Genomic DNA, 20,570 nt, shown 5'->3' with positions numbered 1-20,570 from the left:
CAACCGGAACGCCCTGGGACAAAACGCCTTTTGTTGCGCCCCCGGGAGCGGGCTGCGCAACAACGGGACGCCTCCCAAGACTGCTGCTCGGTGCGACGGCCACCGCTGGGCCTGGGCCGATGCCACGGCCCGACGGTCAGCCCCGTACCGAACCATGAGTTGGACAGGCGGCGCGCGCCGCACGGCCGCTCGCGGGACGACGGCGACACCTCAGATCGCCCCGCCCGCACGGCCGCTGCGGCGCCGCCCCTCACCGGGAGGAACTCCGAACCATGAACGTACGCAAACGGCTCGTGCTGTTCACGGCAGCGGTGACCGTCTCGGGCGGCCTCGTCGCCGCCCCCTCGGCCACCGCGGCCTTCGCCGACCAGCACAGCGAGACCAGCGCGACCGTGCTCAAGGCGCCGAAGGACTGTCCCAAGGGCTACCTGTGCGTCTACCCGAAGTACAACTTCAAGGGCAAGGTCAAGAAGGTCCAGGACAAGAACCGCGACCTGCGGAAGTACGGCGGCGCCTTCAAGGCGCCGAAGTCGGCCTACAACAACGGCAAGAAGTGCAAGCAGGCGGTCGTGTACGCCAAGCCGAACTTCAAGCCGAAGGGGTACAAGCTGAACAAGGGCACCGGCTGGAAGAAGATCGGCAGCAACCTGCCGACCCTCTACTCCAACAGCTGGGCCGGTTGCTGACCTGAGTCCTCCCCTCGCGGTGGCTCCGCCCGCGCCCTCGGCGGCGGGCGGAGCCACCGTCCGTTCCCGTGGCGCGGGGCAGGCGGACGGCGTCCACGCGCCGGGGCGGTCGGCGCGGGGGCCGGGCCGGTTGAGTAGCGGTACTCATCCGGCTCCCCGCCCGCCGCTGCCAGGGTGGGCCCATGCCGTACCTCGCCCACTCCGCCTCCCCGACGTACCCCGCGCGCTCCCCGTACTCCGCGCCCGCGCCGGAGGTCGCGCTCAGCGACGCGGGCGCCATCGCCATCGGCGTCCCGCTGTGGCTGGCCGCCATCGGCTGCGTCGGGTACGTGTTCTGGTGGGCGCTCAAGGGCGTGCTCGCCTTCGTCTTCGTGGCGTTGGCCGGCGTGTTCGGCGTCAGCCTGGACCCGGAGCGCCTCGGGGCGAGCCTGCTTCGGCCGGCCGTGCCCGCGCTGGTCGTACCGGTCAGCGCGGCGCTGTGCGGCCTCGCGTACGGCGTGCCGGCGATGCGGGCCGCGCCCGGCAGCCACCAGTTCGCCGTGCTCGGCGCCCTCGCCCTGCTCGCCCCGCTCGCCGCGACGCTGCACGCGTCCCACCGGCTGACGGCGGCTGACGACTGACGACTGACGGCTGATGCCCGGCGCGGGCAGCGGGCAGCGGCTCACGGCTCATGGCTCACGCGGCGCCGGCCGGGCCCCCCTCGCCGACCGCATCGACCGGGCCGACCGCGTCAGCCGTGCCGACCGCGTCGACCGCGTCGACCGCGCCGACCGCGTCGATGAGCAGCCTGGCGGCCACCGTCGCCCCGTCGGTGCGGACGGTGCCGGCCACGGCGCTCGCCCGGGCGCGGGTGTCGGGGCCCAGGGCCGTGGTGAGCGCGGCGGACAGCGAGTCAACGGTCGGCGTCCGGCCCTCGTGCGCTACCCCGATGCCCAGTTCGGCCACCCGGGCGGCCCAGTACGGCTGGTCCGCGATCTGCGGGACCACGACCTGGGGCGCGCCGGCCACGGCGGCGGTCGTCGTGGTGCCGGCGCCGCCGTGGTGCACGACGGCGGCCACCCGGCGGAACAGCGCCTGCTGGTTGACCTCGCCGACGACGTGGCAGTCGGCGCCGTCGTCGATCGGGGCCAGGTCGGCCCAGCCACGGGCGAGGACGACGCGGCGGCCCCGCGCGCGGCACGCCTGGATGGCCACCCGGGCGACGTCCCGTGGTGCGTAGCTGGCCATGCTGCCGAAGCCCACGTACACCGGCGGTTCGCCGGCGCCCAGGAACGTGTCCAACTCGGCCGGCAGCGGGCGGTCGTCGGGCAGCAGCCACGCCCCGGTCTGCACGACGTCCAGGTCGGTCAGGTCCCGCGACGGGCACAGCGTCGCGTCCGCGGCCAGCCACGGCCGGTCGGTGAGGACGTGGTCGCGGACGTTGTCCACGGGTGGCAGGCCGATCGCCGCCCGGTGCGTGTTGAGCGCCTCGCCGTAGAGCGCGTTCACCCGCTGGGCGTCCTCCTTCCACAGCACCCGGTTGTCGGTCTCGTCCCGCGCCGACGGCGTGCCCGGCCGCGCCCCGGGGCGGGCGTGCCGTGACGGCAGACCCAGGGTGTGGAAGCAGGCGAGCACGTAGCGGATGCCCAGCTTCTCCGCCACGTCCCGGGCGCCGGCCGGCATCAGCCCGGTGGCCAGCAGCGCGTCGCAGTCCTGGGCCGCCGCCGTGAGCGTGTCGAACCGCGCGGCGACCAACTGCGGGGCGAGCCGGAAGGCGTCCTCGGTCGTCGGGGGCTTCGGCCCGGCGACCACCGAACGCACCGTCGGCCCGAGCGGCACCAGCGGCACGCCGACGCGCGCCAGCAGCGTCGCGAACTCCTCGTCCGGCGGCGCGCACACCCGTGCCTCAACCCCGAGTTCGCGCAACGCCACCGCCAACCCCGCCAGCGGCTCGACATCGCCGCGCGATCCCCACGTCGTCAACAACACTCGCACTTCGGGACTCCCGGTTTCCGCAGGTCAGGCTCTCGGCCGCCGATTGTGCGGTACGCCCGGGGGCTTGCCGCAAGCCCCCGGGCGCGCTATACGTTGAGAGTGGCGAGGAGGAGGAACTCCTTGCCTTCCGCTTTTTTGCCTTCCGCTTTTTCGCGCGCAGTCGCCGTGGCGTTCCGTTCCGCCTCCGCCGGTTTCCGCCCCCGCTCCGCGCTCCGACGCCCCGCGGCGTCCGGCGGCACGCCGCCCGGCCGACCCGCCCCGTTGCCGCTCCGGCTCCCGCTCCCGCGCTCCACGGCGTACGGGACGGACGGTGCGTACGAGTCGAGGGCGTACGGGTCGGGACGTACGAGTCGACGGCGTACGGGACGGGACGTACGGGTTGGGGGCGTGCGGGACGGCGGGGCGAGGGTGAAACGCGGCCGGGAGCGAGGCGCGGAAACGGGGCGGCGGCGTGCCGCCGGCGGCTCCCACCTTCACAGAGTTACGCAACTCTGTTGAAAAAAGGCGCGTGACGAAACCTTGTTCCCCCTGTGTCGGTTGCGCGAAAGTTCGGGACGCGGCGACCGGTCCCCACCCGCGCCGCCAGCCGAGCGCCCCTCCCGAGACCCGCACTTCCGCGGGGCTCATCCCCCTGCCTGGGCCGCTCGCGCTGCAACCGGAAGGAAAGAGCGTGAGAGGTTCCCGCACGTACGTCCTCGCCGCCGCCGTCGGCGCCCTGCTGTCGGTCACCGTGGTCTCCGGCGCACAGGCCAAGGACGACTCCGCCCCCATGACGCCCCGGTACCAGCCGGAGATGGTCAAGGCGCTGGCCACCACGCTCGGCGTGAGCGAGGACGCCGCGATCGAGCGGCTCGACTCGCAGACCGAGCAGCAGAACACCCTCGCCAGCCTCGGCAAGAAGCGGATCGCCACGCAGGGCGCGTTCTTCGACAAGGCCGGCACGCTGGTCGTGAACGCACCCGACGCCAAGACCGCCGACCGGATCGAGGACGCGGGCCTGACGGCGCGCGTCCCGGCGCGCGGCGAGTCCGCGCTCAACGCCATCAAGGCCAAGCTCGACGCCCAGGCCGCGCGGCAGACCCCGTCCGGCATCGCCGCCTGGTCCGTCGACCTCCCGTCCGACACCGTTGTCGTCGAGGTGGCCGACGACAAGAGCGCCGGCGCCCGCGCGTTCCTGAAGCAGGCCAAGTCGTTCGGCAAGGCCGTCCGCGTGGTCGAGGGCAAGCAGCAGCTCGCCCCGCAGGCCCTCGTCTACCCGGGCAGCCGGATGACGTTCAACGGCTACCTGTGCTCGGTCGGCTACGGCGCCAAGGACAGCTCGGGCCGCCAGTACCTGGTGACCGCGGGCCACTGCATCGAGGACCTGCCCGACCTGTACTACGACAACCAGCACTTCGCGAAGGGTGAGCGGACCCGGTTCGCGATCGGCACCAACAGCGTCGACATGGGCATCGCCCGGGTCGACTCCGACGACCAGATCGCCACCAAGGTCGGCACGTACGGCTCGGCGGGCACCATCGCCGTCAAGGGCAGCAAGCGCGCCGCGTCCGGCGCCGCGCTGTGCAAGTCCGGCCAGACCACGAAGTGGACCTGCGGCGCGGTCAAGTCGTACAACGTCACCGTCACCTACGTCGACCAGAACGGCGGCCCCGACACGGTCGTGCGCGGTCTGGGCAGCTCCTCGGTGTGCACCCAGGGCGGCGACAGCGGCGGCGCGTACATATCGGGCAACCAGGCCCAGGGCATGACCTCCGGCGGCCCGACCAACCAGAAGTGCAACGGGAGCGTCAACTCGCCCGGTTCGTCCTACTTCCAGCCCCTCGACGACGCCCTGTCGTACTACGGGCTGAGCCTCAACCTCGGCTAGGTCACACCTTCCTCACGGGACACGGGGGCTGCTCGCCGGATACGGTGAGCGGCCCCCGCACTGTTTGGCATCGGTATCGCGAGGTCCCCCGCGCCGTCACCACGCATCCACCCCCCGTCCCCCACCCAGCACCCCGTGCCACACCGGCACCACCGCGCACCCCGTCGGTGCCCCCGGTACTCCCGTACCCCGGCACCACCGCGCACCGCTCCGTACCGACGCGCGCCACGCCCTCGCGAGACCGTGCGACCCCCCGGAGACGTCATGGACAAGATGCCCCACGGCGACCCGGCCGGCGGCCCGGGCCACAGAGCCCCGGCGCCGACCGCCTCACCGGCCCGTACCGCCAGGCCCACCCGCTCCCGCCCGAACGGCTCCGCACCGAACGGCGCCGCGGTGAGCGGCTCCCTACCGAGCGGCGCCAACCCGAACAGCGCCGCGCCGAGCCGCACCGCGCATGACGGCGGCCCACCGGGTGGCACCGCGTCGAGTCGCACCGCGTCGGGCGGCGCGTCGCTCGGGGCGGTCACCTTCACCAAGCCGCGGGTGATCGCCGCGACCGGGGCCCCGCCCAGACCCCTGGTACGGGCCAACGCGACGCCGCTGGCGGGTCCCGAGGACGCCGCCCCCAGCACCGCCGCCCCCCTCACCACACACGTCACCCCCGCGACCTCCTTCGCCGCCGTCTTCCGCGAGGCCCTACGTCAACGCGGCCTCCCGCTGGAACGGGTCAGGGAACGCCTAGAGGCCCGCGGCATCCGGATCAGCCTGGCCACCCTCAGCTACTGGCAGCGCGGCCGGAGCCAACCGGAGCGGGCCCAGTCACTGCGCGCCGTGGACGCGCTGGAGGACATCCTCGCGCTGCCCACCGGCGCCCTGCGCTCGCTGCTCGGCCCGCACCGGCCGCGCGGGCGCGCGGTCTGCGAACTCCAGGACCTCAGCGCGTCGCAGCGCGTCTTCGGCGAGAACTCCACCGTCGAGCAGGCCCTGGGCGCCGCGTTCGCGCACTTCAACGAGGACCTGTGCTCCGTCGTCATCCGCGAGACGCTGCGCCTGGACGAGCGGCGCTGCATCCGCAGCACCTCCGTGCACCAGGTGCTGCGCGCGACCCGCGACGGGGCCAGCCGGTTGACGGTCGTGCACTGCATCGACGACACCTCCGCCGAGTCGATCGACGTCGTCGTACGCTGCGGCAAGCCGGGCTCCGTACGCTTCCTGCCCGAGCTGCGCTGCATCATCATCGAGGTGCTGCTCGGCCGCGAGTTGGCGCGCAACGAGACCGCGGTGATCGACTACGAGGTGCTCCTCGGCCCGAGCAACGTGCCCTCCACCCACCACGAGCGGCGCACCCGCGTGCACCTGCGCGAGTACCTGCTGCACGTCTACTTCCACCCCGACGCCCTGCCGGCGGGCTGCCACCGCTACTACCGCGAGCAGATAGGGGCCGAGAAGCGCAACAGCCGCCGTATCGCGCTCGACGTCTCCCACTCGGCCCACATGCTCCCGATCCGCTGCCCGGCCGGCGTGCACGGCATGTCCTGGGAGTGGCCCGCGGACTGACCACTGGGCTGAACGCTGGGTTGACCACTGGGCTGACCGGCGAACTGACACGTCGCGTGTGCCGTGCCCACGCCGTGCCGCGCGCTCAACCACCGGCCGCGCCCTGGCGACCCGGCCCACGCACCCCGGCGAGCCCGGCCCTCCCGGCCCGGCCTCGGGCCAGCCGCCTCCTGCCCCACCACGCGTCGGCCTGCCCCGCCCCGGGCGCCCTGGGTCGGGACGACGAGCCGGGCCAAGGGGCCCGGGCCAGAAGGTCGAACGGGCCGGAGCCGAGAGGTCGGGACGAGGGGGTCGGCACCCGCCCGTCATCACGCCGCGCTTCCGGACGCGCGGCGCCGTGACGAGCGGGTTGCCGCCCGGGGCTCCGTTGCGCCGACTTCGCCCTGCCATGAGGATCTGCGCCGGCAACCCCCAAGTCAATCCACGGGTTTCCTTGCAACTCCCCAAGCTCTGGCTTGGCTCGTCGCGCTCGTCTAGCGTGACCCAATGACCCTCGACGATCTCCGCGCGTTCCTCGCGGTCTGCGAGGCCGGCAGCCTCAGCGCCGTGGCCCGCGACCTGTCCTGCACCCAGTCGGCCGTCAGTCAACGCGTGCGCCGCCTGGAACGCGAACTCGGGCTGCCGCTGTTGGAACGCCAACCGCGCGGGGTCGCCCCCACCCCCGCCGGCCGACTGCTGCGGCACGCCGCGCACGACGGTATCGGCGCGCTCGACCTGGCCGTACGGCAGTTGCGCGAGATACGCGACGGCGCGGCCGGCACCGTACGCATCACCACCGGCGCCATCTCCGTACGCCACTTCATGTCGCAGGCCGTCGTCTCCTTCCGGGCCCGACACCCGCAGGTCGGCCTGGAGTTCCAGACCTCCAACTCGGGCCGCGGCTGCCTCGACGCACTGGCCGCCGACGCCGCCGACCTGGCCTGGATCACCATCGGCCCGCCCGTGCGCGGCGTGCAGCAGCGCCCGGTGATCAGCCTCCCGTGGGTACTCGCCGTACGCGCCGACGACCCGCTGGCCACCCGCGCGACCATCGGTCCCGAGGACCTCGCCGACATCCGGCACATCCGCCTCCCGGAGAACTCGACCTCGCGCCGCTCCCTGGACGGCCACTTCGCCCAGCACGGCACCGAACCGGACGCCAGCACCAGCGTCGCCGACTGGGACACCGCCATGCTGCTGGCCGAACTCGGGCTCGGCCACGCCATCGTGCCCACCCTCCCCAACTGGCGCGCCGCCGAACACCCCGGCCTGCGCCTCGTCCCCATCCCGACCCTCCCCCCGCTCGCCACCGGCTGGGCCGTCCGCCGCTGGGAGACCCTCAGCCCGGCCGCCCTGGCCTTCGCCGACGCGGTGGCCACGAGCCTGACCCCGCCCCCTCCAGCCACGCCCACCCCGCCCCCCGACGCCACCGGGGCGACCCCCGAGCCCGACCCCCTCGTCCCCGCACCGGCCTGAGCCCCTCACACAAGCTCGCCCGCAACGCGGCGCGCCTCCCTTGCTGGCTTTGGGAACCCCTCGTGCGCACGGGACTGGGGACGGCGCCTCCGGGGCGCCCACCCTCGGAGACGGTCTGGGCCGTGTCGCGCGACCTGGCCGACCGCCCGGTGGCCGCCGATCGGAGATCGGCACCGGCGAGCGCACATGACCGGCCCCGCCGGACCGCCCCGTGGTGTCACCGAACCGCCCCCGTGGTTTCGGTGCCGCCTACGAGCGGGCCGCCCCCGCGGCCACGCAGAATTCGTTCCCTTCCGGATCCCGCAGCACGAGATGGTGGGTGTCCACCTCCGCGGCGACGGTCGCGCCGGCCGCGACCAACCGCTCGGCCTCCGCCGATATGCGCGCCCACCGCTCGGCCGGGGTGCCGTGGCCGGGCACCCGGATGTCGATGTGCAGACGGTTCTTCGCCGTCTTCGGCTCGGGCACCCTGAGTATCGAGAGCCGGGGGCCGTTGCCCGCCGGATCGCAGAACCACGCCCCGTCGTCCGCTGTCTCCCCCTCCGGCAGGTCGAACTGCGCGAGCCATTCGGCACGCGTGGCGAAGGGGGTCGGCGGCGGCTCGTCCACGTACCCCAACGCCGTCTTCCAGAAGGCGGCCAGCAGCTGCGCGTCCGCGCAGTCGAGCGTCAGATCGAAGGATGCTGCCATGACGTGACCGTACTGCTCACCTCTGACAGTCGACTCTGACGTGCGGAAACGGCCCGCCGCACGCACGGTCGAGTCCATGGCCCGCGGACTCGGCACCCGCACACCGACCGCTCAGGCGGTAGGCCGCCCGCCCAGCGGACCGGCGGCGTAGCGCGCGTCACGCTCGGCGGGGAGGACTCATCCCGATCGCCAGTTGTAGGATGACCGGGCAACCTGACGGACACGAGAGAGCGAGAACCATGACACTGCGGGCAGCGGGGCGGACGTCGCTCGTGGACACCGTCGTCGAGCAGTTGCGCGCGCAGGTGGCGGGTGGCACCTGGCGGGTCGGGGACCGGGTGCCGACCGAGCACGCGCTCGCCGAACAGCTCCAGGTGGGTCGGAACACCGTGCGCGAGGCCGTACGCGTCCTCTGTCACTCCGGGATGCTCCAGTCCCGACAGGGTGAGGGCACGTTCGTCGTGTCCACGGCCGACCCGGCCGCCGTCATGCGCGGCGTCCAGCGCGCCGGTATCCGGGACGTGCTGGAGCTGCGCATCGCGCTGGAGGCCGAGGGCGCCCGACTCGCCGCGCTCCGGCACAGCCCGGCCGACCTGGAACGGATGCGGGCCGCGCTCGCCGCGCAGGCCGCGCTCGCGCACGCCGACGGCCCGCCGCCGCCGGGCACGGACCTGGAGCTGTACGCGGACCACGACGTCGCGTTCCACCGGGCCGTGGTGGACGCGGCGCACAACTCCGCGCTGAGCGCGACGTACGGCTGGTTCAGCAGCTCCGTACGCGAGGCGCTGCTCACCGCGCTCGGCGACCACGACATGCCGCACATCGACCCCGGTGACCACCACGCGGTCATCGACGCGATCGCCTCCGGCGACCCGGAGGCGGCGGAGGGCGCGGCCCGGGCGCTGCTCGCCGCCCCCATGCAGGCGGTGGACGCGCTGCTCTCCCCGAACCCCTAGCCAGCCCCCGCGCGCACACCCGCACGCGCCCGAGAGCCACCGCTCCCGAACCGATCGAGACTCCCGCCCCCGCAGCTCGCCACGGGCCCCGCGCCCCGCCGGGTCCCGCGACCCGCTCCGCCCGGAACCCGAGCCCGCTCACCAGCCCGGGAGCCCGTCCGGCACGCCCCCACGCCCGAGAACGACGAAAGGTAAGCCGCCTATGTCCGGGATATCCGGGCCCAGCACCGCGCCCGATGACCGGCTCATCGATGCCGAAGAGGACCTGGTCCCCACTCCACCGGTGGCCGCCGCGCGGCGCACGCTACGCGCGCACCCCGCCCTGCTCCTCCTCGGCATCGTGCTCGCCGCGCTCAACATGCGCGCGGCCCTGGCCGGCGTTTCCCCCCTGCTCGGCGAGATCAGCGACCACTTCCACCTCGCGGCGACCGCGACCAGCCTGGTCACCACCATTCCGCTGGTCTTCATGGGAGTGGCGTCGCCGCTGGCGCCGAAGCTGGCCCGCCGGTTCGGCACCGAGGCGGTGTTGCTCGCCGCGCTGGTGTTGTTGTGCGGCGGCATCCTGCTGCGGGTGGCGCCCCCGGTGGTCACGCTGTTCGTCGGTGGCGCGTTCGTCGGCACGGCCATCGCCTGGCTCAACGTGCTGATGCCCGGCCTGGTCAAGCGGGACTTCCCGGAGCGCGCGGCGGCCATGACGGCCGTGTACTCCACCGCGATGATCATCGGTGCCACCGCGTCCGCCGCCGCGGCCGTCCCGCTGGAGAACGCCCTCGGCGGCTGGCGCGGCTCCCTCGCCTCCTGGGCGCTGCTGGCCGCGGTCGCCGCCCTGCTGTGGGTTCCCCAGGCGGTCATCGCCCGCCGTGGCATCCGGCACGGCCAGCCCGCGGCAACGCCGGCCCGCCCCAGCACCGTGCCCGTCGGCCCCGGCTCCAAGGCCACCGCCGACCCCGACGCCTCGCGCCTGTCCCGCACCCCGCTGGCCTGGCAGATCACCCTGTTCATGGGGTCGCAGTCGCTCGTCGCCTACGTCGTGATCGCCTGGCTGCCGACCGTCTTCACCGACAACGGGATGAGCAAGTCGACGGCCGGGCTCATCTTCGCCTACAGCACGCTGCTACAGGGCGTCGGTTCGTTCGTCGTGCCGCTCCTCGCCGGGCGCATGCGGCAACAGCGGATGCTGGCGGTCGGTGTCGCCTCGCTGATGGCCTGTGGCGTCGTCGGGTTGCTCGTCTCACCCACGGGCGGGGCCTGGCTGTGGGCCACGCTGCTCGGCGTCGGGCAGGGCGGCGCGCTCGGCCTCGCCCTGACGATGATGGTGCTGCGCGCCCGCGACGCGCACACCGCCGCCCGTCTCTCCGGCATGGCCCAGACCTGGGGCTATCTGCTGGCCGCCGCTGGCCCACTGGTCCTCGGCGCGGTACACCAGGTCACCGACGGCTGGACGCTGCCGCTGCTCCTGCTGCTCGGCGTCTGCGCGGGCCTGGCCACCCTCGGCCTCGGCGCGGGCCGCAACCTGAAGGTCTGACCTCCCCGTACCAGTTCCCCTCCCCTCCCAGCCGTCCACCGCACCACGCCCGCCCCGGGGCCCCGCTCCGGGGCGTCGGCGCGTACGCCACCGGCCCCGTCGAGCCGTGATCGCGCGCTGTCCCCCGGGGGGCGGCGCGGGGCACGGCGCCGTGGGCGGCGCGAGGCGGAGTCGTAGGGGCACGGGCCGCAGGGGTGGGCCCGCAGGGGTGGGCCCGCAGGGGTGGGCCCACAGGTGCCGGCGCGGGCCGGGTCAGGGCCTGGCCGCGCCCGGCGGTGGCGCCTCTCGCCGGCTCCTCCCGGGGCGGGGCGCGGCAGTTCAGGCCGGGCCCCGGCACTCCACCTCGTGCAGCCGCCGCGTGTCGACGTCGTAGATGAAACCGCGCACCGACTCCTTGTGGGGCACGAACGGGTTCCACCGGACCCGGGCCACCGACTGCCGCACGTCCTCCTCAAGCTTCTCGAACCCCTCCGCCGCCCACGGGGGCCGCACCCCCGTCTCCGCCTCGATGTCCCGCTTGAACGCGTCGTCCGACAGGCCGAGCATCCCGCACTTCGTGTGGTGGATCAGCATCACCTCCCGCGTCAACAACTCCCGCTGGCTGACGACCAGCGACCGAATCGCGTCATCGCTGGCCGCGCCCCCCGCGTTGCGGATGACGTGTGCCTCGCCGAGTTTGAGGCCGAGCATCGCGTACACGTCGATCCGCGCGTCCATGCAGGTGATCACCGCCAAATGCCTGCTGGGCGGCTCACCGGAGGGAGCAACGGGTGCCGAGGTCGCGTAGGACTCGTTGTTGGCCAGGTAGATGTCGGTGACGGACACGGGGAGCCCTGCTTTCTGTAGCCGACTCCCCGCACCGTAGGAAGTCCGCCGGCCGTACGGGACGCGCGCGCCGACGCATACACGCAACCGCAGTACCGCACGCCCGCCACCCGGACGCATCCGACCCCGCCCCTCCGCACCACGCGGCCCCCGCGCGCCGCACGGCTCCTGCCCCGCCTCGCCCTGCCTCGCCTCGCGTCGGCGCCGCCGCCCGGCTCACGCCGAGGCGCGCGCAGCGCCCGCTGGGGCCGCCGCGGCCACATCGGCGGGTGCCTCCCGGCGCAGCACCCGGACCCCGGCGCTGGCGGCGACCGTGCCTAGCCGCAACCGCCTGGCCAGTGCGTTCACACCGCGATGCACCTCCATCTGTCTCCGCCACCGGCCCACGCCGGCGATTGATGCCTCATCCCGTCAGTGGCCCGTCTGCCCCAACGCCCGCAAAACGGACGGCGCTTCGTCGGGGTGGAGTCGTATCTCGGTGTCGCCGGACTTCGAGCGGAAGGCGACGCTGCTCTCGTCCGCCGACACCGGGAGCAGCGGGGGCCAGGGGCCCAGCGTCTGTCGCCCTCGCCCCTTCTCCTGCCATGCGGCTGGGTGTGGGCCCACCGCGAGGTGGCCGTTCTTCCACTGCCCGCCGGTCAGTCGCGCGTCCCGCACGTCGCAGGGGACCAGTGCCGTCTCTCCCCGGGCGAGACGGCGCAGCCGCTGCTGCCGCCTGCGCCGCTGGGCCCACTCGAACGGGTTGGCGTACGCGAGGGCTTCCGCGACGACACGGAACACGACGAGGATCAATTCCGGCATGGGGCGATGACAACAGGCCGTCGTGGACCTCCCCGTACAACCGCCCTGCCTTCAGCGGGAGGACAGTGCTCCCGGGCACGGACCGGCGCGCGGACGCGGTGCGGTGGGCTCATGCCGGTTGTCCAGCCGCACGGGCCTCTGCCTGGTCAGGGATCGGGTGGTTGTCGAGCCGCTCCAGCATCCGGCGCAGCTCGGCCACGTGGGCCTCCGGTAGTGGCAGCAGGGGTGGCCTGGGTCTGCCAACGGCTCGGCCACGGATCTCCAGGCCGGCCTTGATCGCCCGCGGCAGCCCGTACCCCACGATGAACCGCAAGAACGGCAGCAGCTCCGTCAGTACCCCATCGGCCCGCTCCTGATCCCCGGCCGTCGCCGCGGCGTACAACTCCAGGCACCACCGCGGGGCCAGGCAGGGCGCCGCGGTGCACCAGCCGACCGCGCCGGCGCGGAAGGCTTCGAGAGCGAGCGGATTGCTCCCGTTGTAGACCGACAACGCGCCGTCCGACAGTTCCCGGATGGCGCGGAAGCGTGTCGCGTCACCGGAACTCTCCTTGACCATCGTCAGGTTGGGGATCTGCCGCGCGAGAGCGACCACCGTCTCCGGTGGCAGGTCGACGCCGCTCGTGCCCGGGTTGTTGTAGAGCATGACCGGCAGGTCGCTCGCGTCGGCGACGGCGGCGAAGTGCCGCGCGAGTTCCGCGTCGGTCAGCTTCCAGTACACCTGCGGGAGCACCATGATCGCGGTGGCGCCGTGCCGGGCGGCCACGCGGGCGCGACGTACCGTGCCCTCCGTGCTGTAGTGCGCGACGCCGACCACCGTGGGGACCCGTCCGGCGACGGCGCCGAGCGTCGTCTCGCAGACGGCGTCCCACTCCGTCTCGCTGAGGTAGGCGCTCTCGCCGGTGCTCCCCAGGGGGGCGATGCCGTGGCTGCCGGCGGTCACGAGGTCGTCGGTGAGGCGGTGCAGCGCGGGGAGGTCGAGCGCACCGGTCTCCAGGGTGAACGGGGTGACGGGGTAGGAGATGACGCCGGTCAGCGGTGGCTGTGTCGAGGAGGTTTGTGTCGTCCGTGTCCGCGCCATCAGAGGTGCACCTCGCCCGTGACGCAGTCGGGGTGGCGGCGGAGGGCCTTGCGCGCGTAGTAGGCGAAGTTCGCCTGGTGGCGGCGGTCGGTGGAGGTCCAGTCGTGGGCTTCGCGGGCCAGCTCGGGCGGCAGAGGCTTGATGGTCCCGGCCGCCATGGCGAGTAGTTGCAGGCGCGCCGCGCGCTCGATGAGCAGGGCCAGGTTGCACGCCTCCTCGACGGTGGCGCCGGTGACGAGTTGGCCGTGGTGGGCCAGGAGGATGGCGCGCTTGTCGCCGAGGGCGGCCGAGATGATCTCGCCCTCCTCGTTCCCGACCGGGACCCCGGGCCAGTCCTTGAGGAAGGCGACGTCGTCGTACAGCGGCGTGGTGTCCATCTGCGAGACCACGAGCGGGACTTCCAGCATCGCGAGCGCCGCCGTGTGCAGCGCGTGGGTGTGGACGATGCAGTTGACGTCCTCACGGGCCCGGTAGATCCAGGAGTGGAAGCGGTTGGCGGGGTTGGGCATGCCCTCGCCCTCAAGGACCTGGAGGTCCTCGTCCACCAGTAGGAGGTTGTCCTCGGTGATCTCGTCGAAGCCGAGGCCCAGACGCTGGGTGTAGTACGTGCCGGGCTGCGGGCCGCGCGCGCTGATCTGGCCGGCCAGTCCCGAATCGTGGCCGCCGTCGTAGGCGATGCGGCAGGTCAGGGCGATCTTCTGGCGGGTGGTCAACTTCGAGTCTCCGAAGTGGCCGTTCATCTGCTGCTCGGCGCGGTCCACGAGCACGGCCTTCGAGTCCTGCAGTGTGTTTGCCATGGTCTGCTCCAGTTCCGAGGCGCCGGCGATGCCGACGCGCCCCGTCGTCCGGCGTTGCGCCTGCTGTGCGCAGCACCTCTGCGAGGAAACTGTGTTCACCATAGGACACCTTGTGTCCTGACGCAAGGGTTCCGCGCCACGGGCGTTCCGACGGTGCGTGGCCACCCGCAGGGCGGGCCGCGCGGTGCACGGCCGCTGCCGCCCCCGCCGTCCGCCAGCCGGCGCCACCGGCCGACGGGGTGGGCCGGGGCCGGGCCAGCGCTGGGCCGGCGGGACATACTTGGTGTCCCGCCCGGCCGAACCCAGCCCGCGCGGGGTGGCGTGAAGGGGAGAAGTCAGTGATCAATCGGGTACGGCAGCTACGTAAGGAGCGCCTGCTGACCCTGGAGGCGCTCGCCGAGCGCACCGGGGTCACGAAGAGCTATCTGTCCAAGGTCGAGCGCGGCTACAGCACCCCGTCCATCGCGGTCAGCGTGTCGCTCGCCAAGGCCCTGCACGTCCCGCTGGGCAACTTGTTCACCGACGCGACGGACGCCTCCGAGATCACCGTCACGCGGGCCGGCGAGCGCCAGGTGCTCTCCTCGGACGAGGAGCCAGGAAGCCGGTACGAGGGGATAGCCCTGGAGGCGGGTGACAAGCGGATGACACCGTTCATGCTCTACCCCCCGCACGACGCCGGGCCGGCGCCGTTCCGGGACCATCCGGGCGAGGAGTTCGTCTTCGTCCACGCCGGCAGCGCCGAACTGATCTTCCCCTCGATGACCGTCCCCCTCGAACCGGGCGACTCCGTCTATTTCAAGGCCACCACGCCGCACAAGGTCCGCTCCACGAGCGCCGAGCGCGCCGCCGTACTCCTGCTGGTCAGCGACGACCGGGAGGCGGCACAGACCGCCCACCCACACCTGCCCTGACACGGCCCGCAGCACCCCGGGGCGAGCGCCGGTGGGAGCCGCAGGACAGGTGACAGCGCCGCCCGACGCGAATGGCGCCCCAGAGGATGCGACGGGGGAGGCGACGGGGACGGTCAGGCAACCGCGCAACCGAGCCTCACATGGGCCGGCGAAACGCTCACCCAAGAAGGCCCGAACCCGCGTGGGCGGTGGCGTGCGGGCCAGCCTCGACCGCCCAACGCCCGCCGCGTACCCGTACCGCTACCGGGCGCGGGCCCGGACTCGCGCCGGCGCCCAGACTGCCGCCGGGCGCTACCTCCCTCACTGCGCCCGGTGTACCTCCACGCCTTCCGGCAGGCCGAAGCGCTCCAACAGGTCCGAGTACCAGCCGTCGCGCAGGGCCGTCTCCACGGGCTCGGGCGGGCAGCAGGTCAGGCCGGCCTCCTCAGCCCAGGTCAGGGCGTCGGCAACGGCCTGGCTCCGGTGATAATCAGGCGGCATCGCCTCGTAGGCCGTGGCCGCCTCCTCGGAGAACACCCCCTCCCAGCGCCGGCCGGACGGCGTCGCCCCGTACGCCACCGCGCAGTCCTCGTCCATCACGTAGATCGCCATGGCCGGGGCACCCGTCGTCGCGACCAGCTCTGCCACCGACGGGCTCGGCCGTACCCCCCAGCGGTCATTCAGCCACAGTTCGCGCCAGTCCCCCCGGACGTACTCCGCCAAGACCGCGCTCCCGTGGGCGGCGACGGCGGGCTCCTTCGCTAGCGTGTCATCGCCCTTGGCGACGATGATCCAACCCGAGTACCCCATGCCACAGACGCTACTCGCCACCTCTGACAACACCCCCCACGGCAACCCCCATGCCAACGGTCAAAAACTGTTCAACCTTTGGCTTGTACAAGTCCCGTTGGGGTGACGGCCACCTGGAGGTGGCGGGCCGATGACCGTACGGTGCCCACGCGGTCAACCTCCCGTGTGATGGCCGGTTCCACACCCTCCACGCGGCACCGCGCCCGTGCCAGCGGTCATCTCCCGGCGACACAGAGGGGTGTGGCCGCACGACGAAAGCGCTCCCGCCACGCGCGTGCGACCAACCCAGCCAGTTCAGGCCGGAGCCGGGCGGCGACAAGCGCGACGCCACCGGCCCTCAGCGCCATGCCACCCGTCGCGCGGCCCCACCCGACGACTGCCAACCGTCGGGTGGGGGCGCGGTGGTCCGGTTACTCCTCGCCGGCCAGCGTGAGGCCACGCAGCTTCTGGCCCGCGTACCAGGTGGCGGCCACGGTGACGCCGACGAGCAGCACGACGGCCACCGGAAGGCCCACGTCGGAGGTGATGACGTCGCCCTGTCCGATCTTCTCGGCGGCGGCCAGCGACCACTGCTGGACGCTGAGTTGGCGCGCGCCGGAGACGTACGTACCGAACACGGACTCCCACACCAGCGCGTACACCAGGCCGGCGACGACCGCGTGCCGGGTGACGGTGCCGAGCAGCAGGAAGATGGCGCTGTAGGCGATGGAGGCCATGGCGGCGGCCGAGGTGTACGCGCCGGCTATGCCCTGGCTGTTGCCGTTCAGGATCAGGCCGGCGATCAGGGTGGGTATGGCGGAGAAGGCCATCGTGACGCCGACCGCCACAAAGAGCTTGGTGACGATGATCGTTGGCCGCTTCACCGGCTTGGCCAGCAGGTACACCACCGAACCGTCGTCGATCTCCGGGCCGATGGCGCCGGTACCCGCGATGACGCCGATGAGCGGGACCATCACGGACAGCGCGAAGCCGCCCAGGATCGCGTCGGCGGTGGCGTCGTCGGCGCCCGTCATCAGCCGGATCGCGATCGAGATCACGATCAGCAGCGCGGGCAGCGAGAAGAGGATCAGTGCGCGGCGCCGGCCGAGCAACGCCCGGTAGGTGAGCCGGGCGACCGTGGGGTTGTACATCGCTGAGGGCTCCTTGCGTTATGCCGCGACGAGGTAGGAGAAGACGCTCTCCAGGGACTCGTCCGAAGGCGAGACCGTGAGGAGCGTGATGCCGTGCTCGCAGGCGACGCGCGGCAGCAGTTCGGTGAACCGGTTGAAGTCGACGGCCTGGATGCGCAGCGCGCCCTCCGCGGCGTCCACCTCGATGCCCGCCGTGGAGGCGTCCGCGATCAGCGCGGCGGCCAGCGCACGGTCGTCGCTGGAGCGCACCAGGTAGCGGTGCGGGCGGTCGGTCATCAGCCGGCGGATCTTGCGGAAGTCGCCCGACGCGGCGTGCCGGCCGGCGACGATCACCTCGATGTGCGCGGCCAGTTGCTCGACCTCTTCGAGGATGTGCGAGGAGAACAGCACGGTGCGCCCCTCGGCGCCCATCTGTCGCAACAGGTCCATGAGCTGCATCCGCTGGCGCGGGTCCATGCCGTTGAACGGCTCGTCGAGCAGCAGCACGGACGGGTCGTGGACCAGCGCGGACGCCATCTTCACGCGCTGCCGCATGCCCTTGCTGTACGTGGAGATCTTGCGGCTCGCCGCGTACTCCATCTCCACCGTGGCCAGCGCCCGCTGTGCGGCGGCGCGCGGCTTGGGGAGCCCGTGCAGCTCGGCGTTGGCCAGCACGAACTCCTGCCCGGTGAGGAAGTCGTACATCGACTCGCGCTCGGGCACGATGCCGATGTGCCGGTAGCTCTGCTCGTTGCGCCAGATCCGCGTGCCGTCCAGCGTGACGGAGCCGGTGGAGGGCGCGAGGAAGCCGCCCATCATGTTGATCAGCGTGGACTTGCCGGCGCCGTTGGGGCCGAGCAGGCCGGTCACACCCGGGCCGATGGTCATCGTCACGTCGTTGACGGCGACGACGTTCCCGAACCAGCGCGAGACGTTGTCGATGATGAGAGTGCTCATGGGCGCGGCCCATTCCTTCGAGGGGTGGTGGCGGGCGACGGACGGGCGGACGCGTCCGAGAGGTGGCGGTGACCGTGCGGGTGGCGCGCCAGCAGTCGATCGCTCGCGGTCGCGGATCGATCAGCCGGGCGCCCCGCCCGCACGCGGGCGGTCACAGCCCGACCTTCCGGTAGCGCCGGACCAGCAGCCCGTACGCGCCGGCGACCAGCACGGCGTACACCAGCAGGTACACGACGCCAACCGCTGCGTCCGGGCCGAACTGGCCGGGTGCGGCGGACGTCGCGCTGAGGAAGGCGGAGCCGATGCCGTCGATGAGCGTGATCGGTGAGAAGAGGCCGATCCACTCGATCGCGCCGGTCTCGCCCTGCTCGTCGGCTATGCCCTGCATCACGCTGACCGCGCCGTACGAGATGGTCAACACGGCGATGACGGCGGCCACGCCGAAGCCGCGGCGCGGTGTGAGTGCGGCGATCACCAGGCCGATGCCGGCGAAGAGGAGCGAGAGCAGAGCCACGGACAGCATTCCCTGTGCGAACCCCTTCGTCTGGTCCACGAAATCGAGCTTTCCGAGCAGCGCCCCCACATAGAGGATCAGCACGGGTGTCGCGGTGAGCAGGAAGATGGCCGAGGCCATCGCGGCGAACTTCGCGACCACGTAGTCGGTCGTCTCGATCGGCCGCGAGAAGTACAGCGGCACGGTCTTGAAGCGCAGGTCGCGCGAGACCGACTGGGGCGCCTGAGCGGCCACGAACAGGCCGATCACGGCCTGCAGGATGATCGCGTACCGCGTGTACTCGACCGGCAGTTCATCGGTCTTGGTGGCCACGGCGACCGCCACGATGATTCCCGCGGGCAGGCACATCACGCCGACCAGCAGCATCGGCAGCACCTTGGACTTGGCGGAACGGCCGAGCCCGTAGGCGCCGCGCAGGCTCTGTGAGAAGAGCGAGCGGCGGGCGTAGGCGCGGCCGAGGCGCGGGCCGTCGTAGTGCCGGTAGCCGATGTTGTGGATGACATCGGCGGCCGGCGCCGCGCCGCGCGGGGCCTGCCGCGCGCCGGGCGCATCGCCGGCTTGCGTCTTAGGCGACATCGCCGCTGCCTCCTTCCTGGTGCTGGCGCGCGGCGTCCTGCTGCGCGGGGTGCTGGTGAGCGGGCGAGTGTGGGGCAGCGGACCGCGGGGCGGGCTCGCCGGCCGCGGGCTGCGAAGGGGACGGCTGCGGCCTGGCCCCGGGGGACGGGTCGGCCGTCGCGGAGTCGGTGCGGAACACCTCCGCTATGCGGTGCCTGCGCTGCTCCATCCGCACCAGGCCGAGGCCGAGTCCGGCGACCGCGTCGCGCACCGCGTCGTACGTCGGATCGCCGGTGACCTCGACGAACAGGACCCTGGTGGACGTCGGCGAGCCGTCCGCCTCCCGCTCGGCCGTGGCCACCGCGATCCCCGCGCCTTCGAGCGCCTGACGCAACGCGGCCGTGCCGTCCGGATGCGCGTCGCTGTCCGTGACCTCCACCGCGAGCGAGGCCGTGACCTGGGTGAAGTCGTCGGTCGACGAGGACCGCAACAGCTTGCCGCCGTCGATGACGACGACGTGGTCGCAGGTGCGCTCCAACTCGCCGAGCAGGTGCGAGGTCACCAGGACGGAGATGCCGAAGTCGGTGTGCACGCGGCGGATCAGGCCGAGCATCTCGTCCCGGCCGACCGGGTCGAGGCCGTTGGTCGGCTCGTCGAGCAGCACGAGCTGCGGGTCGTGGACGAGCGCCTGCGCGAGCTTGACCCGCTGCTTCATGCCGGTCGAGTAGCCGCCGATCGGGCGGTACCGCTCCTCGTACAGACCGACGTGGCGCAGCGTGTCCGCCGTGCGCTCGCGCGCGGCGGACGGTGGCAGCCCGGACATGCGCGCCATGTGCACGACGAACTCGGTCGCCGAGACGTCCGGCGGCAGACAGTCGTGCTCGGGCATGTACCCGACCCGCTCTCTGATCGCCCCGCCTTCGCTGGCGACATCGAGGCCGAGCACGGCGGCCTTCCCCTCGCTGGCGGGCGAGAGGCCGAGCAGGATCTTGATCAGCGTGGACTTGCCGGCGCCGTTGGCGCCCACCAGTCCGGTCACGCCCGGGGCGATGTCGAGAGAGAGCCGGTCGAGGGCGGTCACCCGGGGGAACCGCTTGCTCAGACCTTCGGTAGCGATCACAGTCACGTGTTCGAAGGTAGTGCCGCTTCTCGCTTCCGGCGTCCCTCCACGGGCCCCTTCGCTCTACGACCGGAGTCGTAGAAGCCCGTAGGGGTACAGGCCCGAAGGAGAACACCCGGCGTACTCCTTCGTCGCTCCGACCTGGCATGACCAGCGGTTTCGACGTAAGGGTCGGGGTGGGGGCGGCCCTGCCCCACAAGGATGCTCCGCGGGCGGAGCCAGGTGTTACCGAGGGTTTTCCACAGGCTGGTCGGAGCTATTGACGTAGCCGGCGGTCATTGTCACATTCATCAGTGTCAAGTTGCGGGGCCGGAAGACGGGCCTTCCCGAACCTTCCGTGTCCGTTGGCCTGCCCTGTCTGCGGGCCTGTCCTCGGCCGGGGACCGCGGCGGGGCGACGGG

The 20,570-nt window shown here is 72.7% G+C and carries 19 protein-coding genes; 8 read left to right on the top strand and 11 right to left on the bottom strand.

All coding sequences use genetic code 11. The features are described 5' to 3' along the window. The first annotated feature begins 272 nt into the window (after nucleotides 1-272). Both AC3CHW_RS16895 and AC3CHW_RS16890 read left to right on the top strand, forming a co-directional pair. Entirely contained in the window at nucleotides 273-686 is a 414-nt protein-coding gene (locus tag AC3CHW_RS16895; RefSeq protein ID WP_187059933.1) for a peptidase inhibitor family I36 protein, read from the top strand. Nucleotides 687-868: 182 nt separating this feature from the next. Continuing rightward, nucleotides 869-1,306 (top strand): hypothetical protein, encoded by a 438-nt coding sequence (locus AC3CHW_RS16890; RefSeq protein ID WP_488466974.1) that lies wholly within the window; start codon nucleotides 869-871, stop codon nucleotides 1,304-1,306. Between the two features lie 55 nt (nucleotides 1,307-1,361). On the opposite strand, the gene AC3CHW_RS16885 is transcribed toward AC3CHW_RS16890, so the two are convergent. Next, nucleotides 1,362-2,660 carry a glycosyltransferase gene (locus AC3CHW_RS16885; protein ID WP_488466973.1) on the bottom strand — a complete coding sequence of 433 codons (1,299 nt, stop codon included), beginning with the start codon at nucleotides 2,658-2,660 and terminating at the stop codon, nucleotides 1,362-1,364. A gap of 670 nt (nucleotides 2,661-3,330) precedes the next feature. Between AC3CHW_RS16885 and AC3CHW_RS16880 the strand changes: the two genes are divergently transcribed. The 3 genes from AC3CHW_RS16880 (at nucleotide 3,331) to AC3CHW_RS16870 (ending at nucleotide 7,542) form a co-directional block, all read left to right on the top strand. Continuing rightward, nucleotides 3,331-4,527, top strand: coding sequence for a S1 family peptidase (locus tag AC3CHW_RS16880; protein ID WP_488466972.1), 1,197 nt, complete (start codon nucleotides 3,331-3,333; stop codon nucleotides 4,525-4,527). Nucleotides 4,528-4,791: 264 nt separating this feature from the next. Next, nucleotides 4,792-6,087, top strand: a complete 1,296-nt coding sequence (locus tag AC3CHW_RS16875; RefSeq protein WP_488466971.1) for an XRE family transcriptional regulator — start codon at nucleotides 4,792-4,794, stop codon at nucleotides 6,085-6,087. Between the two features lie 486 nt (nucleotides 6,088-6,573). Further along, nucleotides 6,574-7,542, top strand: a complete 969-nt coding sequence (locus tag AC3CHW_RS16870; protein ID WP_488466970.1) for a LysR family transcriptional regulator — start codon at nucleotides 6,574-6,576, stop codon at nucleotides 7,540-7,542. A gap of 249 nt (nucleotides 7,543-7,791) precedes the next feature. Here AC3CHW_RS16870 and AC3CHW_RS16865 read toward each other — a convergent pair whose 3' ends face one another. After that, nucleotides 7,792-8,232, bottom strand: a complete 441-nt coding sequence (locus AC3CHW_RS16865) for a VOC family protein (RefSeq protein WP_488466969.1) — start codon at nucleotides 8,230-8,232, stop codon at nucleotides 7,792-7,794. Nucleotides 8,233-8,471: 239 nt separating this feature from the next. Here AC3CHW_RS16865 and AC3CHW_RS16860 point away from each other — a divergent pair, with 239 nt between their 5' ends. Continuing rightward, on the top strand, nucleotides 8,472-9,188 hold the full coding sequence (locus tag AC3CHW_RS16860) for a FadR/GntR family transcriptional regulator (RefSeq protein ID WP_398610842.1): 717 nt from the start codon (nucleotides 8,472-8,474) through the stop codon (nucleotides 9,186-9,188). 202 nt (nucleotides 9,189-9,390) lie between these two features. Then, nucleotides 9,391-10,713 (top strand): CynX/NimT family MFS transporter, encoded by a 1,323-nt coding sequence (locus AC3CHW_RS16855; RefSeq protein WP_488466968.1) that lies wholly within the window; start codon nucleotides 9,391-9,393, stop codon nucleotides 10,711-10,713. A 318-nt stretch (nucleotides 10,714-11,031) separates the two neighbouring features. On the opposite strand, the gene AC3CHW_RS16850 is transcribed toward AC3CHW_RS16855, so the two are convergent. The 4 genes from AC3CHW_RS16850 to AC3CHW_RS16835 all read right to left on the bottom strand — a co-directional run bounded on the left by AC3CHW_RS16850 (nucleotide 11,032) and on the right by AC3CHW_RS16835 (nucleotide 14,214). Next, nucleotides 11,032-11,538 (bottom strand): beta-class carbonic anhydrase, encoded by a 507-nt coding sequence (locus AC3CHW_RS16850; RefSeq protein ID WP_398610844.1) that lies wholly within the window; start codon nucleotides 11,536-11,538, stop codon nucleotides 11,032-11,034. Nucleotides 11,539-11,949: 411 nt separating this feature from the next. Continuing rightward, on the bottom strand, nucleotides 11,950-12,339 hold the full coding sequence (locus AC3CHW_RS16845) for a hypothetical protein (RefSeq protein WP_488466967.1): 390 nt from the start codon (nucleotides 12,337-12,339) through the stop codon (nucleotides 11,950-11,952). 109 nt (nucleotides 12,340-12,448) lie between these two features. Continuing rightward, the gene (locus AC3CHW_RS16840; RefSeq protein ID WP_488466966.1) at nucleotides 12,449-13,417 is read right to left on the bottom strand and encodes a dihydrodipicolinate synthase family protein; all 969 of its coding nucleotides are present in this window, start codon (nucleotides 13,415-13,417) and stop codon (nucleotides 12,449-12,451) included. Further along, nucleotides 13,417-14,214, bottom strand: a complete 798-nt coding sequence (locus AC3CHW_RS16835) for an aldolase (RefSeq protein ID WP_459246532.1) — start codon at nucleotides 14,212-14,214, stop codon at nucleotides 13,417-13,419. Before AC3CHW_RS16835 ends, AC3CHW_RS16840 begins: the two co-directional genes overlap by 1 nt. Nucleotides 14,215-14,552: 338 nt before the next feature. Here AC3CHW_RS16835 and AC3CHW_RS16830 point away from each other — a divergent pair, with 338 nt between their 5' ends. Continuing rightward, a complete protein-coding gene (locus tag AC3CHW_RS16830) occupies nucleotides 14,553-15,125 on the top strand; it encodes a helix-turn-helix domain-containing protein (protein WP_176162838.1) in 573 nt (190 codons plus the stop codon). A 300-nt stretch (nucleotides 15,126-15,425) separates the two neighbouring features. Here the strand turns inward: AC3CHW_RS16830 and AC3CHW_RS16825 are convergent, their stop codons facing one another. The 5 genes from AC3CHW_RS16825 to AC3CHW_RS16805 form a co-directional block, all read right to left on the bottom strand. Continuing rightward, entirely contained in the window at nucleotides 15,426-15,914 is a 489-nt protein-coding gene (locus AC3CHW_RS16825; protein ID WP_488466965.1) for a hypothetical protein, read from the bottom strand. A gap of 410 nt (nucleotides 15,915-16,324) precedes the next feature. Further along, the gene (locus AC3CHW_RS16820; protein ID WP_176162840.1) at nucleotides 16,325-17,044 is read right to left on the bottom strand and encodes an ABC transporter permease; all 720 of its coding nucleotides are present in this window, start codon (nucleotides 17,042-17,044) and stop codon (nucleotides 16,325-16,327) included. 18 nt (nucleotides 17,045-17,062) lie between these two features. Beyond that, the gene (locus AC3CHW_RS16815) at nucleotides 17,063-17,980 is read right to left on the bottom strand and encodes an ABC transporter ATP-binding protein (protein ID WP_488466964.1); all 918 of its coding nucleotides are present in this window, start codon (nucleotides 17,978-17,980) and stop codon (nucleotides 17,063-17,065) included. Between the two features lie 151 nt (nucleotides 17,981-18,131). Then, a complete protein-coding gene (locus tag AC3CHW_RS16810) occupies nucleotides 18,132-19,070 on the bottom strand; it encodes an ABC transporter permease (protein WP_488466963.1) in 939 nt (312 codons plus the stop codon). Further along, nucleotides 19,060-20,169: an ABC transporter ATP-binding protein gene (locus tag AC3CHW_RS16805; RefSeq protein ID WP_488471081.1), complete on the bottom strand. Its 1,110-nt coding sequence runs from the start codon at nucleotides 20,167-20,169 to the stop codon at nucleotides 19,060-19,062. Before AC3CHW_RS16805 ends, AC3CHW_RS16810 begins: the two co-directional genes overlap by 11 nt. Nucleotides 20,170-20,570: the final 401 nt, after the last annotated feature.

This window comes from Streptomyces sp. MGP-BFMKR1 (assembly GCF_057766585.1).
The sequence above is the reverse complement of the archived record's forward strand: the minus strand, read 5'-3'. Positions and strand labels throughout refer to the sequence as shown.

Bases quoted from the DNA above. Each gene is read 5' to 3' on its own strand.
- AC3CHW_RS16875 (WP_488466971.1), top strand. From the start codon at position 4,792: ATGGACAAGATGCCCCACGGCGACCCGGCCGGCGGCCCGGGCCACAGA.
- AC3CHW_RS16860 (WP_398610842.1), top strand. From the start codon at position 8,472: ATGACACTGCGGGCAGCGGGGCGGACGTCGCTCGTGGACACCGTCGTC.
- AC3CHW_RS16890 (WP_488466974.1), top strand. From the start codon at position 869: ATGCCGTACCTCGCCCACTCCGCCTCCCCGACGTACCCCGCGCGCTCC.
- AC3CHW_RS16815 (WP_488466964.1), bottom strand. From the start codon at position 17,980: ATGAGCACTCTCATCATCGACAACGTCTCGCGCTGGTTCGGGAACGTC.
- AC3CHW_RS16825 (WP_488466965.1), bottom strand. From the start codon at position 15,914: ATGGGGTACTCGGGTTGGATCATCGTCGCCAAGGGCGATGACACGCTA.
- AC3CHW_RS16895 (WP_187059933.1), top strand. From the start codon at position 273: ATGAACGTACGCAAACGGCTCGTGCTGTTCACGGCAGCGGTGACCGTC.
- AC3CHW_RS16865 (WP_488466969.1), bottom strand. From the start codon at position 8,232: ATGGCAGCATCCTTCGATCTGACGCTCGACTGCGCGGACGCGCAGCTG.
- AC3CHW_RS16855 (WP_488466968.1), top strand. From the start codon at position 9,391: ATGTCCGGGATATCCGGGCCCAGCACCGCGCCCGATGACCGGCTCATC.
- AC3CHW_RS16820 (WP_176162840.1), bottom strand. From the start codon at position 17,044: ATGTACAACCCCACGGTCGCCCGGCTCACCTACCGGGCGTTGCTCGGC.
- AC3CHW_RS16840 (WP_488466966.1), bottom strand. From the start codon at position 13,417: ATGGCGCGGACACGGACGACACAAACCTCCTCGACACAGCCACCGCTG.
- AC3CHW_RS16870 (WP_488466970.1), top strand. From the start codon at position 6,574: ATGACCCTCGACGATCTCCGCGCGTTCCTCGCGGTCTGCGAGGCCGGC.
- AC3CHW_RS16835 (WP_459246532.1), bottom strand. From the start codon at position 14,214: ATGGCAAACACACTGCAGGACTCGAAGGCCGTGCTCGTGGACCGCGCC.
- AC3CHW_RS16845 (WP_488466967.1), bottom strand. From the start codon at position 12,339: ATGCCGGAATTGATCCTCGTCGTGTTCCGTGTCGTCGCGGAAGCCCTC.
- AC3CHW_RS16810 (WP_488466963.1), bottom strand. From the start codon at position 19,070: ATGTCGCCTAAGACGCAAGCCGGCGATGCGCCCGGCGCGCGGCAGGCC.